Annotated in this window: 20 protein-coding genes and 1 pseudogene; 11 read left to right on the plus strand and 10 right to left on the minus strand. The window is 32.5% G+C overall.

Translation table 11 applies throughout. The annotated features are described in order from the left end of the window. Window positions 1–56: 56 nt before the first annotated feature. Together AC0L5U_RS15905 and AC0L5U_RS15910 are read right to left on the minus strand one after the other, a co-directional pair. Window positions 57–521 carry a type I phosphomannose isomerase catalytic subunit gene (locus AC0L5U_RS15905; RefSeq protein ID WP_473417453.1) on the minus strand — a complete coding sequence of 155 codons (465 nt, stop codon included), beginning with the start codon at window positions 519–521 and terminating at the stop codon, window positions 57–59. Between the two features lie 24 nt (window positions 522–545). Continuing rightward, window positions 546–1673 carry a glycerate kinase gene (locus AC0L5U_RS15910; protein WP_473417454.1) on the minus strand — a complete coding sequence of 376 codons (1128 nt, stop codon included), beginning with the start codon at window positions 1671–1673 and terminating at the stop codon, window positions 546–548. Window positions 1674–1752: 79 nt separating this feature from the next. Here AC0L5U_RS15910 and uppP point away from each other — a divergent pair, with 79 nt between their 5' ends. From uppP to AC0L5U_RS15925, 3 genes are read left to right on the plus strand one after another with little or no spacing between them, the layout of a single operon-like run. Next, entirely contained in the window at window positions 1753–2547 is a 795-nt protein-coding gene (gene uppP / locus AC0L5U_RS15915; protein ID WP_473417455.1) for an undecaprenyl-diphosphatase UppP, read from the plus strand. Window position 2548: 1 nt separating this feature from the next. Then, window positions 2549–3238, plus strand: coding sequence for a tRNA pseudouridine(55) synthase TruB (gene truB, locus AC0L5U_RS15920; RefSeq protein WP_473417456.1), 690 nt, complete (start codon window positions 2549–2551; stop codon window positions 3236–3238). A 52-nt stretch (window positions 3239–3290) separates the two neighbouring features. After that, on the plus strand, window positions 3291–4013 hold the full coding sequence (locus AC0L5U_RS15925) for a hypothetical protein (RefSeq protein ID WP_473417457.1): 723 nt from the start codon (window positions 3291–3293) through the stop codon (window positions 4011–4013). Here AC0L5U_RS15925 and AC0L5U_RS15930 read toward each other — a convergent pair. Together AC0L5U_RS15930 and AC0L5U_RS15935 are read right to left on the minus strand one after the other, a co-directional pair. After that, complete coding sequence (locus AC0L5U_RS15930; RefSeq protein ID WP_473417458.1) at window positions 3997–4464, minus strand: thioredoxin family protein; 468 nt, start codon at window positions 4462–4464, stop codon at window positions 3997–3999. The two genes, AC0L5U_RS15925 and AC0L5U_RS15930, sit on opposite strands and share 17 nt — an antisense overlap. 248 nt (window positions 4465–4712) lie before the next feature. Continuing rightward, a complete protein-coding gene (locus tag AC0L5U_RS15935) occupies window positions 4713–5330 on the minus strand; it encodes a thioredoxin family protein (RefSeq protein ID WP_473417459.1) in 618 nt (205 codons plus the stop codon). A 289-nt stretch (window positions 5331–5619) separates the two neighbouring features. Between AC0L5U_RS15935 and AC0L5U_RS15940 the strand changes: the two genes are divergently transcribed. The 5 genes from AC0L5U_RS15940 (at window position 5620) to AC0L5U_RS15960 (ending at window position 9945) form a co-directional block, all read left to right on the plus strand. Next, window positions 5620–7545: a PQQ-dependent sugar dehydrogenase gene (locus tag AC0L5U_RS15940; protein ID WP_473417460.1), complete on the plus strand. Its 1926-nt coding sequence runs from the start codon at window positions 5620–5622 to the stop codon at window positions 7543–7545. A 116-nt stretch (window positions 7546–7661) separates the two neighbouring features. Beyond that, on the plus strand, window positions 7662–8147 hold the full coding sequence (locus AC0L5U_RS15945; RefSeq protein WP_473417461.1) for a T9SS type A sorting domain-containing protein: 486 nt from the start codon (window positions 7662–7664) through the stop codon (window positions 8145–8147). After that, a complete protein-coding gene (locus AC0L5U_RS15950) occupies window positions 8144–8713 on the plus strand; it encodes a DNA-3-methyladenine glycosylase I (RefSeq protein ID WP_473418313.1) in 570 nt (189 codons plus the stop codon). Before AC0L5U_RS15945 ends, AC0L5U_RS15950 begins: the two co-directional genes overlap by 4 nt. Then, window positions 8679–9278: a hypothetical protein gene (locus AC0L5U_RS15955; RefSeq protein WP_473417462.1), complete on the plus strand. Its 600-nt coding sequence runs from the start codon at window positions 8679–8681 to the stop codon at window positions 9276–9278. The genes AC0L5U_RS15950 and AC0L5U_RS15955 overlap by 35 nt, the downstream gene beginning before the upstream one ends. Window positions 9279–9315: 37 nt before the next feature. Next, window positions 9316–9945, plus strand: a complete 630-nt coding sequence (locus tag AC0L5U_RS15960; protein ID WP_473417463.1) for a DUF2490 domain-containing protein — start codon at window positions 9316–9318, stop codon at window positions 9943–9945. Between the two features lie 98 nt (window positions 9946–10043). On the opposite strand, the pseudogene aat reads toward AC0L5U_RS15960, so the two are convergent. The 3 genes and pseudogenes from aat to AC0L5U_RS15975 form a co-directional block, all read right to left on the minus strand. Beyond that, window positions 10044–10674: pseudogene (aat, locus tag AC0L5U_RS15965) on the minus strand (leucyl/phenylalanyl-tRNA--protein transferase). A 128-nt stretch (window positions 10675–10802) separates the two neighbouring features. Continuing rightward, the gene (locus AC0L5U_RS15970) at window positions 10803–11180 is read right to left on the minus strand and encodes a DUF3127 domain-containing protein (protein ID WP_473417464.1); all 378 of its coding nucleotides are present in this window, start codon (window positions 11178–11180) and stop codon (window positions 10803–10805) included. A 74-nt stretch (window positions 11181–11254) separates the two neighbouring features. Continuing rightward, on the minus strand, window positions 11255–12124 hold the full coding sequence (locus tag AC0L5U_RS15975; protein ID WP_473417465.1) for a flavin reductase family protein: 870 nt from the start codon (window positions 12122–12124) through the stop codon (window positions 11255–11257). Window positions 12125–12244: 120 nt separating this feature from the next. On the opposite strand from AC0L5U_RS15975, the gene AC0L5U_RS15980 reads away from it, so the two are divergent. After that, window positions 12245–13399 (plus strand): sensor histidine kinase, encoded by a 1155-nt coding sequence (locus tag AC0L5U_RS15980; RefSeq protein ID WP_473417466.1) that lies wholly within the window; start codon window positions 12245–12247, stop codon window positions 13397–13399. After that, window positions 13396–13749, plus strand: coding sequence for a hypothetical protein (locus AC0L5U_RS15985; RefSeq protein ID WP_473417467.1), 354 nt, complete (start codon window positions 13396–13398; stop codon window positions 13747–13749). Before AC0L5U_RS15980 ends, AC0L5U_RS15985 begins: the two co-directional genes overlap by 4 nt. A 2-nt stretch (window positions 13750–13751) precedes the next feature. On the opposite strand, the gene AC0L5U_RS15990 is transcribed toward AC0L5U_RS15985, so the two are convergent. Together AC0L5U_RS15990 and greA are read right to left on the minus strand one after the other, a co-directional pair. Then, the gene (locus tag AC0L5U_RS15990) at window positions 13752–14141 is read right to left on the minus strand and encodes an HIT family protein (protein ID WP_473417468.1); all 390 of its coding nucleotides are present in this window, start codon (window positions 14139–14141) and stop codon (window positions 13752–13754) included. A 12-nt stretch (window positions 14142–14153) separates the two neighbouring features. Continuing rightward, window positions 14154–14627, minus strand: coding sequence for a transcription elongation factor GreA (gene greA / locus AC0L5U_RS15995; RefSeq protein ID WP_473417469.1), 474 nt, complete (start codon window positions 14625–14627; stop codon window positions 14154–14156). Window positions 14628–14785: 158 nt separating this feature from the next. On the opposite strand from greA, the gene AC0L5U_RS16000 reads away from it, so the two are divergent. Continuing rightward, a complete protein-coding gene (locus tag AC0L5U_RS16000; RefSeq protein WP_473417470.1) occupies window positions 14786–15229 on the plus strand; it encodes a Rieske (2Fe-2S) protein in 444 nt (147 codons plus the stop codon). A gap of 120 nt (window positions 15230–15349) precedes the next feature. On the opposite strand, the gene AC0L5U_RS16005 is transcribed toward AC0L5U_RS16000, so the two are convergent. Then, window positions 15350–17692: a TonB-dependent receptor gene (locus tag AC0L5U_RS16005; protein WP_473417471.1), complete on the minus strand. Its 2343-nt coding sequence runs from the start codon at window positions 17690–17692 to the stop codon at window positions 15350–15352. Between the last annotated feature and the right edge of the window lie 177 nt (window positions 17693–17869).

The following is a 17869-nucleotide window of genomic DNA, read 5'->3' on the forward strand; positions in this document are numbered from 1 at the left end:
TGTTGGAATATAAAAGGTGTCTCCTTTGTCAACCTTTTCAATATTTAAAATTTCAGTTAAAGTTGAATCATTAAGATGTGTCTGGTAACTTTTCTTTTTGTTTTTTTGTTGAAACCAATAATTAATTCAGCATTTTCTTCAGCTTGCATTACATACCACATTTCATTTTTACCAAACGAATTATGACGTACTTTTGCTAACTCATTACTAGGATGTACTTGAATGGATAGTGGTGTTTTTGCATCAATAAATTTAATCAATAAAGGAAAATCATTTCCAAAACTATTATAAACACTATTACCAACAAAATCGGCTTTAAATGTCTTTATGAGTTGCTTTAAAGTCTGTCCTTTCAAGTAACCTTCAGACACTTTTGTTTTATAACCCTCAACATCTGAAACCTCCCAAGATTCTCCAATAGAATCTTCTTGATAGTTTTTATTTAAAATTGTTTTTAATTTATCACCACCCCAAATACGGTAACTGTAAACTGGATTAAACTTTAAAGGATATAATTCCATATTATAATTTTCAATTTATAAGGGTTATTTTAAAAAATCATTCGCGAATACCTTTGTCATTTTTTTTACGTAATAATACCCATTTTTCATCGCGTCTTCAAAATTTTCAGCGTAATTCATCACAGCATCGGCATATTCTATTCCAAAATCTTCTGGATTATTGCCTTCTAAATCTATAGCGCCACAAAAAGCGGCTAATTTTATATGTTTTGCTTTCGCGGAAACCAATACGCCTTGAATCGTTTTTCCAGACATGGTTTGAGTATCCAATTTACCTTCGCCAGTAATAATCCAATCGGTGTTTTCTAGTTTAGCATCGAATTGAGCTAAATTTTTAATCAACTGAATCCCTGGTTCTAATTTACCATTTAGAAATACTTTTGAAGCAATACCCATACCTCCTGCAGCTCCAGCCCCTTTTACAGATTGAGAATCGATATTAAAAACTGCATTTAAAATTTTTGAAAAATGACTTAGTCCTTTATCCAATAATTCAATATCGCCAGAAGTTGCCCCTTTTTGTGCACCATACATATGTGCTGCACCATTTTTTCCATAAAGTGGGTTGGTAACATCGCATGCTACTCTAAAATCAACTTCATATAATTTATCATGTAAATTGGAAACATCAATTGATGTTATCTGTGATAAATTTGCTCCAATAGGTTTTATTTTATTATTGTTCTTATCTAAAAACCGAAAACCTAACGCGGTTGCCATACCAATACCACAATCGTTGGTTGCACTACCGCCAATACCTAAAATAATTTTTGAAGCGCCTTTATTGATGGCATCTAGAATCATTTCGCCTGTCCCTAGAGTTGTAGCATTTTTACAATCGAATTTTTCAGGTTTTAAAAGTTTTATACCAGAAGCTTCTGCCATTTCGATAAATGCAGTTTTTGACGCTTCAGAATATAAATATGAAGCTTGAACAGGTTGAAAAAACGGATTGCTTACTATTACATCAATCATTTCTCCTTTCAAATAATAATTTACTACTTTAATAGTGCCATCGCCACCATCAGCTAAGGGAAGTTTTATTATTTCTAGATTAGGTGCTATTTCACGAATGCCATTTGCAACGGCATTACAAAACTCTAACCCAGTTAATGAGTTTTTAAACTTATCAGGAGCAATAACAATCTTCATTCATCTAAAATACAACTCCTATTTTTAAAGTTTAAACGATTAAAAGGTATTTATAACACTATTTTAATATTTTTGCGACATGGATATCATAGACGCAATTATATTAGGTATTATTCAGGGACTTACAGAGTTTTTACCTGTTTCTTCTAGTGGGCATTTAGAATTAGGAAAAGCTATTTTGGGTGATAATTCTGTGCCAGAAGAAAGTTTATTGTTTACAGTTGTGCTTCATTTTGCAACAGCTTTAAGCACCATAGTGGTTTTTAGAAAAGATATTTTAGATATTATTAAAGGCATTTTAAAATTTCAATGGAATGAGGATATGCAATTTCTAGCAAAAATTATAGTATCGATGGTTCCTGCTGTAATTGTTGGCTTGTTTTTTGAAGAACAGTTAGAAGCGCTTTTTGGAGGCAACATTCTTTTAGTAGGTTGTATGTTAATTGTAACAGCTTTATTACTTTTTCTAGCCGACAAGGCTAAAGACACTAATAAAAAAGTAACGTTCAGTAATGCTTTTGTAATTGGAATTTCGCAGGCTATTGCAATGCTTCCTGGTATTTCACGTTCTGGAGCAACTATTTCTACTTCGGTGTTATTAGGAAACGATAAAACTAAAGCCGCTCGTTTTTCTTTTTTAATGGTTGTGCCTTTAATTTTTGGTAAAATTGCTAAAGATATTTTAAGCGGAGATATTTCAACTGAAAGTCAGAACATCACAGCGCTATCAGTAGGTTTTGTAGCTGCTTTTGTAGCTGGGTTATTTGCTTGTACATGGATGATTGCTTTAGTGAAGAAAAGCAAACTTTCTTATTTCGCAATTTACTGTGTTATCGTTGGTGTTATTGCTATAATTTTTGCTTTAGCGAATTAGTATGACTGCTGAAAATTATCTTTCTGGTCAGGTTTTATTAATTGATAAACCTTTAAATTGGACGTCATTTCAAGTGGTAAACAAACTACGTTGGGAAATCCGTCAAGCCTTCAATATAAAAAAAATAAAAGTTGGTCATGCTGGCACACTAGACCCTCTAGCAACTGGTTTATTGGTGGTTTGTACAGGGAAAATGACCAAGCAAATTGATACATTTCAAGGCCAAGTAAAAGAATATACTGGTACTTTTGTTTTAGGCAGTACAACACCTTCTTTTGATTTAGAAACGGAAATTGAAACTACTTTTCCGACAGAACATATTTCTGAAGATTTAATCCACGATACGACCAAACAATTTATAGGGGAAATTCAGCAGTTTCCGCCGGTTTTTTCAGCCTTAAAAAAAGATGGGAAGCGATTGTACGAATTTGCAAGGGCAGGAGAACATGTAGATATTCCATCGAGGACTATAAATATTTCAGAATTTGAGATTACTAAAATTGATGGGTTAAATATTGACTTCAGAGTTGTTTGTAGTAAAGGCACCTATATTCGCTCTTTAGCTAATGATTTTGGAAAAGCATTAAATTCTGGCGCACATCTTTCAGCGCTTAGACGTACCAAAATTGGCGACTTTAATGTTGAAAATGGCACGTCTATTGCTACCTTCATAGAAAGCCTAAAAGACTAAACAGTTTATTTTTACGTATATTTCAACACAAAAGCATTGCTAAATCCCAGATTTGAACCTAACAGATCAACATAAAGCCCTACTATTAACCTTTCTTATTACAGGAACGGTAGTTATGTCTATTTTTAATCTTAGCCTAAAAAAACATGACACTATTATTGCTGAAACTTTCTATGATATTGAGCCTGAAAAAGAACTTACAGAAGAAGAAATAAAGATTAAAGAAGCTTTAGATAATCAAAATAATGCTAAAGCTGAAACAAATAAGGCTTTCAACGAAACAAAAAACAACAAACATTTTGCCCAGGCATATAAAACTATTGCACCACCCGAAGATTACGTGCCAGAACATAGTGAATTCAATAACTCTGATGCAATTAATAGTTATAAAGCGAAATACCAAAACTCTAATGCTGCCAAGTTAAAAAATAAGGATATGTCCTCTTTTAGTAAAGTAAATGAGCTATTAAAAAAGCAAAAAGAGGATGGGGCTAACACAAAAAGCACCATGTCTTATTCTTTAGTAAATCGCTCACATTATTATTTGCCTACACCTGTTTATTTATGTGAAAATGGCGGAAAAATAGTAATCAATATTACTGTAAATTCAAACGGAGATGTTATTGATGCTTATGTAAATACATCTTCAACATCATCAAATGAATGTTTGGTAGAACATGCACTTCAATATGCAAAAGATGCTCGATTTAGTGAAGATGTTTCAAAAGACAAACAAATAGGCTCAATTACTTTTAATTTTATTGGCAAGCCATAGATTGAAATTCACAAAGAATTCCCGTTATATCATCCATTATATTTTGCCCTTTATTTTTGTTATACCAATGTTGTAAATCTTCTTTAAAACCTGCAGTAAGAATTCCATTTTTAGCTATAAACCTTTTAACATATCCTGCTGCTTCACTTGGTCTGGGGCCATAAGTAGTAAGTACTTCCTTTGTTTTACTATCAATAATAATCAACTTAGGGATAGCTTTATTTCCATTAGTTAAAAAAGCATCCATTAATTCAGGGTTTTCATCTCTAAGAACAACGCGATAATTAATTTTGGTGTTTAATTCTGCTAATTTATTTAGAACAGGTAGAACATGTGCAGCATCTCCACACCAACTTTCAGCAATAACTAACCAAGTGGTTTTGATATCAAAAGCTGTGATTATCTTTTTAGCTTGGTCTGAAACTTTTAGAGTTTTATCCCAGCGTTTCATGCGTCTATCATTAAGCTTAGTGTAATTAATTAATGACTGAGATTGTTCATCTCCAGTACTTTCACTTTTAATACAAGTGTTTCAGTCAAATTACGGTATGTCCAATAAGACATACTGTTTTCTAAACTAGTTTCAATTATAGATTTCATGACAAAGATTTTTATGGATTGCCAAATTTAGAAGATTGTACTTCTCTATTAGCTGATTTTTGTCATGTCTATGAAAATAAAATACTCAAATGGATATTTCTATACACAAATTTTAGATTCTAAATCACACAATAATTGCGATATATCCTCAATAATATTCTGCCCTTTATTTTTGTTATACCAGATTTGCAGCTCTTCCTTAAACTCTGGAGTTAGCTTTCCATGTTCAGCTTTGTAATTTGCTACATTTGCAGTTGCTTCACTAGGTCTTGGTCCAAAGGTATTCAATACCTCTCCTGTTTTATCATCAATCATAATCAATTTCGCGATTGCTCTACCACCATTAGTTAAAAATAAATCCATTAACTCAAGGTTTTCATCACGAAATACTATTTTTAAATCAATATTAACATTCAATTGAGCCAATTTATTAAGTACAGGTATCACGTGAGCAGCATCTCCACACCAACTTTCAGTAATAATTAACCATGTTATCTTTTGATTGAATTTAGAAATTTTAGTTTGAGCTTCTTCAGATACTTTTACCGTTTTATCCCAACGCTTCATGCGTCTATCGTTGAGTTTTGTATAATTAATTAAAGCTTCTGTTTTTTCTAAGCCAGAAGTATCGTGCTCTTCAGCTAAATCATGTACCAAATCTCTATAATCTTGGTATGAAATACTTCTTTCTAGACTATTTTTTATAATTGAATTCATTATGCTTAATTGAGTTAACAAAAAAATTGATTGAAATAATTTGTCTTCAAATTTATTTACACCTTACATGTCTTTTAAAATTAAAATATAAAAGTGACTTTTTAAAGTTAATTGTGTCTAATACTAACATGTGAATTTTAGTAAAGACATGAATAGCTAACAATTTTAGTTTAATAAAGTTGTTCATATAAAACCATATTTTTGAATATATAATCTTACAAAAAAATCATTTCATAGACAAAATGAATTTTTTATCGTACTTTTGTAACTCCCTAAGAATAAATCTAATATGAAAAAGACACTCCTCAAGTTATTCGTTGCATTATCATGCCCGCTATTAATTAATTCGCAAATCACTTACGAATCTGCATTTCCAAACATAGATTTTAGTTTTCCTGTAGAAATCCAATCACCTCCTGATGGTAGTGACCGTATGTTTGTTTTAGAACAAGATGGTAAAATAAAAGTGTTTCCTAGAACATCAACCGTAAGCTCTGTAGATGTCGATACGTTTTTAGATATTAGTGACAGAGTACGCTTTATAAATGGACAAGAAATTGGTTTATTAGGTTTGGCTTTTCATCCTGATTATGAAAACAACGGTTATTTTTATGTTTACTATACTGCCGATAGCAATATATCTGGAGTAGATATTAAAATGGTACTCTCACGGTTTTCAGTTAATAGTGGGGATGCTAATAGCGCTGATGCAAGTAGCGAACTGGTTATTTTTCAATTTGACAAAAACCAATTAAATAGTAATCACAATGGGGGTAAAATTGCTTTTGGTACAGATAATTACCTCTATATTTCTTTTGGTGATGGAGGTGGCGCAAACGACCCACAAGGTAATGCTCAAAATCTAACAAACGTGTTTGGTTCTATTTGCAGAATAGATGTTGATGTTGATGGTAGTAATCCAGTTGAAACTAATCCAGATTTACCCAATGGAAATTATGAAATACCTAGTGATAACCCGCTTGTTGGTAGTGCTGGTTTAGATGAAATTTTTGCCTATGGTATTAGAAATACATGGAAATTTTCTATTGATAATATTACAGGAACAATTTGGGGAGCAGATGTAGGCCAAGGCAGATTTGAAGAAATTAACATCATTACCAATGGTTCAAATTATGGTTGGAAGCGTTTTGAGGCTAATACTTTGGTAAACAATGTAACAATAACTGGTTCTACCGAAAGTCCTATATTTTTTTATGGGAGGTCTCAAGGAGATAGATCAATTACTGGAGGTTACGTTTATAGAGGTTCTGAAATAACAAGTTTAAATCCCAGTATTTCTTCGAAATATATTTTTGGAGACTTTGTAAGTGGTAGAGTGTGGGCTTTAAACTACAATCCTACTACAGGAGCTTCAAGCAGTACTCTTTTATTTAAAACTAATGGAGAAGCGGTTTCTTCTTTTGGAGTTGATAAAAATGGTGAATTGTATTTTAGTGATTATGGAACTAATGCCAAGATTTATAAACTAGTTGATGGTACAACTCCGCCTGCAGGAACTGCAGTTAATGGTATTGGAAAATGGAATACTCTAGAAGAAGGTATCGATGGCGTTGTTAATGCTGTATACGCAAGTTCAAATGGAGATGTTTGCTTTGGGGGTGATTTTAGTCAAGCAGGAAATACAAATATTTCTGATATCGCAATTTGGAATGAAACTTCAGGGTGGCAATCTCTTGGTACAGGAACTAATGGATCAGTAAATACTTTAAAAATAACACCAGGAGGCATACTATATATAGGAGGTGCTTTTACTGAAGTAAATGGTGTTTCAGCTAAAAATATTGCTGTTTACAACGGTACTTCATGGTCTGCTTTAGGCTCGGGAGTTGATGGACCTGTTGCTGCATTAGAGTTGGATTCTAGTAACAATCTTTATGTTGGTGGTGCTTTTGAAACTGTTGATGGAATGACTGTGCGAAATATTGCACTATGGAACGGAACATCTTGGTCTCAATTAACTGATACTACAAATGCTAGTTCTGGAACTAATAATGAAATTAGATCTTTAGACATTGATAGTAATGGAGTTTTATATGTTGGTGGAAATTTTGACGAAGCTGGTGGTAATACTGCAAACAGAATTGCAACTTGGGACGGTACTAATTGGGGAACTTTAGGCTCTGGAACAAGTGGATTTGTTGAAGCTATTACTGTAACACCTACTGATGTTTTTGTAGGGGGAATTTTGCACTAGCTGGAGGTATAACTGTAAACAGAGTTGCAAAATGGAATAAAGTAGGAAATAGTTGGTCTGCATTAGGAAATGGAGTAAGTAACCTCGTAACTAGTTTAATCCATGATGGAGTAAACTTGTACGTAGGAGGGACTTTTGATACTAGTAATATTGATTTAAATAATAGCATTATTGTTAATAATATAGCAAAATGGAACGAAACCGAGGGATGGAAAGCTCTAGGTACAAATACCAATGTGGGTGTTGATGTTAAGGTGAACACTATGGCTTTTGCTAAAGATAGTGATGGTACTGATAAAATATTTTCGGGAGGTAGTTTTAATAACTCTGGAGCTGTTAGTGCTCAAAATGCTGCCAAATGGTTATCTGCGAATTTATTAAGTGTAAATGACATACCTAACAAAACTATTTTTTATATTTATCCTAATCCTACAGATGGTGTAGTGAATTTAAGTTCTGAAAAAGAATGGACTATTTTTAATACACTCGGAAAGAAATTGAATCAGGGAAGAGGCTCAATCCTATCTGTTGCAAATTACCCATCTGGATTGTATGTTTTAAAAATAAAAAACGGTGAGACATTAAAAATTCTGAAAAAATAAGTGCTAAAAAATCCAGATGTGGTTGGTGTGAAGGTGATACTTTATATGAAGCCTACCATGATGAAGAATGGGGTGTGCCTATTTATGATGACGATACATTATTTGAATTTTTAATTTTAGAAACCTTTCAGGCTGGATTAAGTTGGATAACCGTATTAAGAAAACGTGAAAATTTTCGAAAAGCTTTTGATAACTTCGACTATAAAAAAATTGCAAACTACAATCAAGATAAAATTGATAGTTTATTATTAGATGCTGGTATTATTCGTAATAAACTAAAAGTTAAAGCTACCATTACCAATGCGCATGCCTTCATGAAAATTCAAGATGAATTTGGAAGTTTTAGTAATTACATTTGGAGCTTTGTAAATGGTAAACCTATAAAAAATACACTAACCGATTATAAAAAAGCACCAGCAAATACGCCATTAAGTGATACCATAAGTAAAGATTTAAAAAAGCGTGGGTTTAAATTTGTAGGTTCTACTGTGGTTTATGCGCACATGCAGGCTACTGGAATGGTAAACGACCATGAAACTAGTTGTTTTAGATATGAAGAGGTTTAGCATTATCATATTTTTAGTTTCTATTTCGATATGTAATTCTCAAAGCAAATATGAAAGAGAAGAACGAATTTCTATTTCTGAATTTCCAAAAGTTGCCCAAACGTATTTTAATACCATTTCTCATGATGTAAAATACCTGAAATTTTATAAAGAAACTGATGGTGAAAAACATAGTTTCGAAGTTAAATTCAAAATAAATAAGCTGTATTATAGTCTTGAATTTGATACGCTTGGAAAACTAGAGGATATTGAAATTGTTATAAAAGAAAAATACATTCCAAAAAACACACTAGCTGAAATCTCAAAATATTTTGATGGCAATTTTAAAAAAGCACGGTTGCTAAAGATTCAGAAAAGGTATGTGAACTACACAAATAAATCTGATAAACAATTCATTCAGCATATTGTAGATAATCCAAACGATAAACATACTCATTTTGAAATTATAGCTGAAATTAAAACAAAGCAAAAACACGAGTTAAGAGAATTTATTTTTGATAAAAACGGGGAATTCGAAATATCTAGAATAGTAACCTCATCATCATACGAGCATGCATTGTATTAAAAAATTATGTGTATGCATATTCTATTTTACTTGCTCAATGTTTTTTGCGCAGAGCAATTTTACATCTTTAGGAGAATCTGTAGTATCCTTAAATCATAAGGTTTCTAAAGAATACAGTATGAATTTCGCATTTAGAAGCCGATATGTATTGTATAATGATGATGGTTTACAATACCAACAACAACAGGTAGATGTGTATCATTTTTCTACGTTTAAACTGAATTACAATCATAAATTAAGTTTTGGTGTGTATTACCGAAACAGAGATTGGTTTGAAACAGGCAGCGATGAAATTCGTTTTACTCAACAATTTAACTTTATCAAACAAAAATTAGGTGTGCGTTACGGTCATAGATTCAGAGCCGAACAACGCATTCTAGGCACTAAAACAATTTTCAGACAACGATACCGATTTGCAGTAGATTTTCCTTTGAATGGTGAAAAACTGGATATTGGAGAAGCTTATTTAGTGAGTGCCGTTGAAGGTTTATTAAGTTTAAGTAAACCAGACCAACCAGAAACCGACATTAGAATTTCGTCACAAATAGGGTGGCAAATTAATGAAGATTTAAAATTACAAACTGGTTTGGAACATCGATTTGAAGCTTTTAATTTGATTGCAAAACATAATTTATTTGTTTTGACTTCTGCTATTTTAAGGATTTAGTGGGGGTGATTAATAATGTATATACGTCTTTTTATTTCTCAATAATTTTCAACTCCACGTTTTGACGTAATTGCTAAATATTTTCAAAAGAGAAGGCTTTAACTTTTCATATAGTTTAAAAATACATCTCTCGAAATTTCTTCAGCCCCTAAGCTTTTAAGATGATTTGTGTATACTTGGCAATCTATTAATTTATAATTTGTATTCTTAATAAAACTGATGAGAGCAACTTTACTTGCATTACTTACTTTTGAAAACATGCTTTCTCCAGAAAAAATACCGTTGCCTAAATCGATACCGTAAAGTCCGCCAATTAATTCGTGATCATCCCAAACCTCAACAGATTTTGCATAACCTAATTCATATAATTCAGTATATGCTGTAATCATATTTTTAGTAATCCATGACCCCATTTGTCCGTTACGTTTTGTAAGAGCACATGCTGTAATTACGTTTTCAAAAGCTTTGTTGATTGTAACTTTGTATTCTTTATTTCGTAGAACTTGATTCATACTTTTGGAGACTTTCAGTTTCTTTAGGAAATAGTACAAAACGCGGGTCTGGAGACCACCATAAAATAGGTTCATCAGTTTCAAACCAAGGAAATATTCCAGAGCGATATGCCAATAACAATCGTGCAACAGAAAGATCGCCACCAATGGCAAGAATACCATCTTCGTTAGCTTCGGTTACGTTTGGAAATGATAATTCCTCTGTTAAGAATTTCACGACAAATTAATTTAGGGCTTGCAAATTTTTTATAAAAATAAGAAACCTCAATGTCTTATGAAACATTGAGGTTAGCTTTTAATTTATCCTGAGATAATTTCAGGATAACAACTGTTTCGTTTTTATAATTAAAACGGTAAATCGTCGTGATCTTCTTTATTTAAATCTCCAGCAGGCTCAAAAGCATCAGCAGGAGGTACAGGAGGCATGTTTTCTCCACCAGTTTCTTGTTGTAAAGCTTCAATTCTCCAACCTTGAATAGAGTTAAAATATTTAGTTTCTCCTTGCGGATTTACCCATTCTCTACCACGTAAATTGATATTAATCTTTACTTGTTGTCCTACTTGGTAATTGTTTAACAAGTCTGTTTTATCTTGTACAAACTCCACCATAATATGTTGTGGATATTGCTCTTCTGTAGTTACAACAATCTCTCTTTTTCTAAATCCGTTACTCCCAAAAGTTTGGGTCTCACCAACCATTTTAATTCTTCCTTGAACTTCCATTTACTTATTTATTTAATCTATATTAATTTTAATAGTTTTATTCAGATCCTCGCTTTCGCAGGGACTTTATTTAATTAGCTTAATAATATTTTCCAAGCACTTTGCACATCACCATAGCTTAAATATTTACGCGCCAATGTGTGTTTTTCTCTATGCGATGCTTCTTTAATTTTTGGATAACGCGACCCAGAGTCTTTCACAAACTCTTCAACCTCTTTTTTAGTTGGTAATGCTTCAACATTTGCCAACATTCCTAAATTATTTCCTGTCAAAATCATACTATTTCTAACATGATCAGGAAAATTATCAACTCCAATTCCTAATTTCGACAATGGTTTAGGAATTTCAAAAAAGCCTTTATTTGCTCTACTATAAAAACTACCTCCAGCTCTGGCAACTAAATCCAGTTTCTTTTGGTTAATAGTTTCGTCTGCGTCTAAAAACTCATCATCTATATGGAATTTAAGCACTTCACAAATCACTAAATTCCCTGCACCACCTTCAGTTCCTAATTGCACTACTTCATTAACATTACATTCAAGCTGCACAGGCGATTCAGCAACTCTAAATGGTTTTACTTTATCTGATTTCAGCATTGTTAGGCCTGCCTTTTCAAACTCATTAACACCTTCGGCATATTCAGCACTTGTTAAGGACATTTGATGCACTAAATCATAATTTACAACATTTATTACAACTTCTTTTGTGGTTTCAACATTATGTAACGTATGTTTTGTGGTGTTATCTCTTCCTCTTCGAGCTGGTGAAAAAATTAAAATTGGCGGGTTTGCACTAAACACGTTAAAAAAACTAAATGGTGATAAATTTGGGTTTCCATCAGCATCTAAAGTACTCGCAAAAGCTATTGGTCTTGGAGCAATAGCACTCAGCAAATAACCATGTAATTTACTGGTTGATAATGATTTTGGATCAAATGATGCCATCTAATTTTTCAATTTGAACAAATGTAACTATTCTTGTATTCATCTAAAAACCGATTTACTAACAACTAGCACAATAATATTAACAGAATTGCATTATATTACTGATTAATCAAAATTTGAATGATTTTTACCAAATACTCTAATACATTCCGATGGGTAATGATTGCTGTATCTTTCATTATTGTATCACTTATTTTATGGAATACGTATGTGTTTTTTCAAAATTTTAAAGAGGAAGAACGTATAAAAATGGAAAATTGGGCGTTTGCTCAAGATGAGTTTGTGAACTCTGATACAAATACCAATATAAATTTGATATTAAAAATATTAGGGAGTAATAATACAACGCCAATGCTAGTAATTAATAGCGACGGCTCTATTTCAAATCATAATAATTTCGATGAAAAAAAATTAAATAACCCAGAGTTTGTTCAAAAACTAATTAACCGTTTTGAAAGTGAAAACAACCCTATTGAAATAAAACATAAGGGTAAAGTATTCTCCACAATATATTATGGTAATTCACCACTTTTAAATAAATTAAAGTACTATCCTTTGGCTTTACTTCTTATAATATTTTTGTTTGGTAGTGTTATTTTCTTTTTTTATAAGAGCAGCAAGAACGCTTCCCAAAACAAGTTATGGTCTGGGATGGCAAAGGAAACTGCACATCAAATAGGTACGCCTTTATCGTCTTTGATAGGTTGGACTGAGATTTTAAAAACCGAAAACATAAACCCTGATTATATTGTTGAAATTGAAAAAGATATTGACAGGTTGCAAACTATTACAGAACGTTTCAGTAAAATAGGGTCTTTACCAACACTTGAGAAAACTGATATTGTTGAAGAAACCATCAATTCTTACGATTATTTAAAACGACGCTCTTCAGATTTAATCGAATTTGAACTCATCGTTCCTAATGAAAAGATTCCTGTTGAAATTAATAAACAATTGTACAGTTGGACCATTGAAAACCTTGTAAAAAATGCCATTGATGCCATGAAAGGTAGAGGTAAGCTTAAACTTGAAATTTCGCAATTAGAAAGTAATGTGAAAATTTCAGTTACTGATACAGGCAAAGGCATCTCAAAGAAAAACTATAATAGAATATTCGAGCCTGGTTACACCACCAAAAAGAGAGGTTGGGGTTTAGGTTTATCTCTTACAAGACGTATTATTGAAGATTTCCATAACGGAAAAATTAAAGTATTAGAATCTACCATTGGAAAAGGTACTACAATCCAGATTAGTTTAAAACGCTCTAACGCATGACAACTGAAAAGCTTATTCCGATAAAAAAAGTTGCCTTGAAAAACAACTGTCCCGAATGTTTTAGTAAGGATGGTTTAAATCTTGTTTTTAAACAGAAATTCGTAGAAAATTCATTTCATAAATCCATCACAAACGAAATAAAGCATGAAATAAATTGCACAAAATGTGATAGTATTATTTATCCAGAAAGATGGACTGATGATATAGAACGCATGTTTGAATATCAACAAAAAGCATTTACACCCAGACCTACATCAAGATCCTTTAAAAAGTTATTTTGGGGGATTGTTATTACTGGAATAATATTAGTTTTCTCAGGAATAATCCTGTTCACTTTGTATTTAGAATAAAACTACAAGTGAGCTTTTATAGCTTCGGCAGTATTTTGAAAATCTTCAGGAGTCATCTTTACTTTATTTATAAAACGAGCATCATCCATAGATTGTAACGGAATTAAATGTACATGTGCATGTGGTACTTCAAGACCAATAACACTTACACCAATACGCTTGCACGGTACAGCCTTTTTAAGAGCTAACGCCACTTTTCTAGAAAATTGCATTAACCCATTGTAAGTTGCTTTATCTAAATCAAATAGTTTATCCACTTCTTGTTTTGGAATACAAAGTGTATGCCCTATGTTGTTGGGATTTACATCTAAAAATGCCAAAAAATCATCAGTTTCAGCAATTTTATAACACGGAATTTCTCCGTTGATTATTTTTGTAAAAATTGAACCCATAATTAATTTAATTTACCTAGAAATTTCAATAACATCAAATTTCATGACACCATTAGGTACTTGAATTTCGGCAACATCCCCTACAGATTTCCCTAATAAACCTTTTCCGATAGGAGAATTTACAGAAATTTTACCCGAAGCTAAATCTGCTTCACCATCAGCCACCAAAGTATAATTCATTTCCATACCATTGGTTTGATTTTTTATTTTCACTTTAGAAAGCACTAAAACTTTAGAATTATCTAACTGTGACTCATCAATAACACGAGCACCAGCCAAAGCATCTTCCAGTTTAGAAATACGCATCTCTAGCATTCCTTGTGCTTCTTTTGCAGCATCATACTCAGCATTTTCACTTAAATCCCCTTTATCTCTGGCTTCGGCAATTGCCCTAGAGGCCTTTACGCGCTCTACATCTTTAAGTTGTTTTAACTCCTCTCTTAATTTTTTCAACCCTTCTGGCGTATAGTAAGATACTTTACTCATAACTTCATCGTTTAAATTAAAAAGATGCTGGAACTCCCGATGATTTTCGGGGCAGCATCAAAAAAATCCCGCTTACACGAGATTGTGCTGCAAATATACAAAATATTTAAGTCCGTTTTGTTTTTGTTGTAAATTAGCATTCTAATTTTTAACGTTTTATGAGAATATTTTTTGCCCTATTGAGTCTCTTGGTTTTAACTACTTGTAGCAGTAATTCTGTAGATAATGAAAATTGTAGATTTTTATTGGATATTGGCGTAAACGAATCTATTAACCTCAATTTTCCACAATACATCAAACTCCAATCTCCGAGTAATCGAGTGTATATTCAAAACGCTGGAAATGGCGGTATAATTATTACAAATGTAGGTAGTGGTTATGCAGCTTTTGATGCCGCAGACCCAAATCATACTTTCGATACTTGTTCAATTCTTACCATAAATGGCGTTATTGGAGAATGTGGATGTGATGACAAAAATAGATTTAGCCTTTTTAACGGTTTGCCTCTAGAAGATACAAATTCCGAAACGCCCACACCTCGTTGCGCATTAAGACGTTATCGTGTAGAGCAAACTGGAAATACGCTACTTATTTTTAATTAGTAATATTTTGGCGTTACCCAAACGTTGGGCTTTTGATTGTTGGTTTATGTTTTAAATTACATATAAAAAAAGCGCAGCTAACGCTACATCAACTACGCTTTTCAATCCCTAATATAAATATTAAAACTTCAAAGTAGCACCGAGTAAAAAGTTAGTCGTGGCTTGCGGATAATACCCAGCAAAATAGCCAGTAGTTGTTCCTGTTGGGCTTGTGTTATCATCAAAATCAAAAGATCCGAAATACCCGTTAGAGACATATTTTTTGTTAAAAATATTATTTACCAAACCAGACAACACAATAGATTTAAACAATTTATTAGGCTTTATTTCATAAACAATATTAAAATCGTTTACAAAATAACTCTCTAAAATTGATTCTGTATTATCAGTATTTCCCATAAACTGCTCGCCAACATATTTACTTAATAATGATAGCTGCAAACGTTCCGCTGGGAAAAAATTAAGTGCATTACCGACTACTACATCTGGCGAAAATGAAATATTAGTGTTCCCTAGATTTACCAATTCTCCATTTACAGAAGTTGTAAAATCTCTATTTTTGTTACTACTTACAGCAATATTTGTAGACGTGCTGAATGCTTTACAAAACTGGATATTTGCATCTATCTCCAAACCTAATCTATAGCTTTTACCACTTGTAGCTCTTAAAGGGCTACCAACATCATCCAACTCTCCGGTTAATACCAACTGGTTTTTATAAAACATATAATATAAGTTACTGCTTATAGCTGCTTTTTTACTGGTATAACGCCAACCTAATTCAAGATCATTTAAAGTTTCATGTTCTGTAACACCACCTTGAAAATCATCACGATTTGGCTCTCTATTAGCAACGGCAAAAGAGGCATAAAAACTATTAAAATCACAATGTTTATAAGTTAAACCTACTTTAGGATTGAAGAAACTAAAATCGGCATCAGTAACAAATTCGCCTCTATCAGAATTTAAACCATTGGTTTTGTAACTCACAAAACGCCCTTGTAAATCAACAAACCCCGTAAATTTCTCAGCCATTTTAAATGTTGCTTTAGAAAACACACTAAAATCATTTTTTGTAGCGTCACCTTTGTAATAACGATCTCTTATATTAGTTCCAGAAGTTAAATTACTTCCCCAGATTACTTCTCCAAAATGATCGCCTGTATAAGAACTCAATGATAAGCCTGAAATAATTTCTAAAGCATTGTTTTTATAAGTAACATTGGCATTCAATACATAAAAATTATTATCCAACCATCTTCTAACAATCACATCAGAATCTTCTTCTATTAAATTATTAAAATCTGCTGCAGATTCTTCGGCTTTGTATTGTTCAAAATAGCCTTTCCCTTTAGTATAATTTAAACCTAAATTAGTAGACCAGTTGTTATCAAAACGTTGATTCCAATGTAGTTGGTAATGATCTTGCCAGTAATTATCAGTTTCGTTATCATATGTGTAAGGGTTCTGGCGGCGGTTTTCTTGTAATTGGTCTGCTGTTAAACCAAACCAAGATTGGTAAGTTTGTTCAACATTTCCAAAAGTTAACGCTTTAATCAATGTGTTATCATCTTTATAGACACCTTGCAAGAAATATGATTTTAAGTCTGTAAACGCTCTATCTACATAACCATCAGAATCAATTTTTGAAAAACGACCAGAAATCTCGAAATGGTCATTTAACAAACCGGTACTTAGTTTTACGGTGTGTTTTCTTGTTCCGAAAGACCCAAAGCTATTAGAGATCTCACCTGAAGCTTCATCTGCAAATGCATCAGTTAATAAATTTAAACTAGCGCCAAAAGCACCAGAACCATTTGTCGATGTTCCAACACCACGTTGTAACTGTAAACTTTCAGTTGATGATGCAAAATCTCCTAAATTTACCCAAAACGTCCCTTGACTTTCTGGGTCGTTATACGGAATTCCGTTAATGGTCACATTCACACGAGTTGCATCAGTACCACGAACTCTAATACCTGTGTAGCCAACTCCTGCGCCAGCATCACTTGTGGTTACTACAGACGGTAAAAAATTCAATAAAATTGGAATGTCTTGCCCTAAATTACGTTTCGCTAATTCTTCCTTAGAAACATTGGAATGTGTGATTGGAGAATCTGCATCTACGCGAACAGCACTTACTAAAACTTCGTCTAGTTTTTCAAGATCTTTTCCAATTTGAACGTCTAATTCTAAATCTGTATTTAGATAAAAGGTTCTTTCTATCGTAGTCGGTCCCATATAACTGTATACTAAAGTATATTGACCTTCAACTAATTGAAATTGATACTTGCCGTCAAAGTCGGTTTGTGTTCCCGTTGTTGTTCCTTTTACAACAATGCTAACGCCAGGCAAGGGTTCGTTTTTTTCTGTGGAGAAAACTCCTGATACTTTGAATTTTTCTTGTGCACTAGCACAGACCGATAACACTAATAGTGTTAAAAAAAGAAATAAATTTTTCATTACGATTATTTTTATAATCGAATAAAAAGAGGTAATTATTCTTTGTTGTTAATTAATAGTTTTTGTCATTACGAGGAGTTTTTACGACGTGGTAATCTATTCTTTTTTAACAGATTGCCACAGTAATTAAAAAATTACTTCGCAATGACGTTTAAATTTAAAATTCCTAAACAGCAT

This window comes from Jejuia sp. G7-7 (assembly GCF_055808955.1).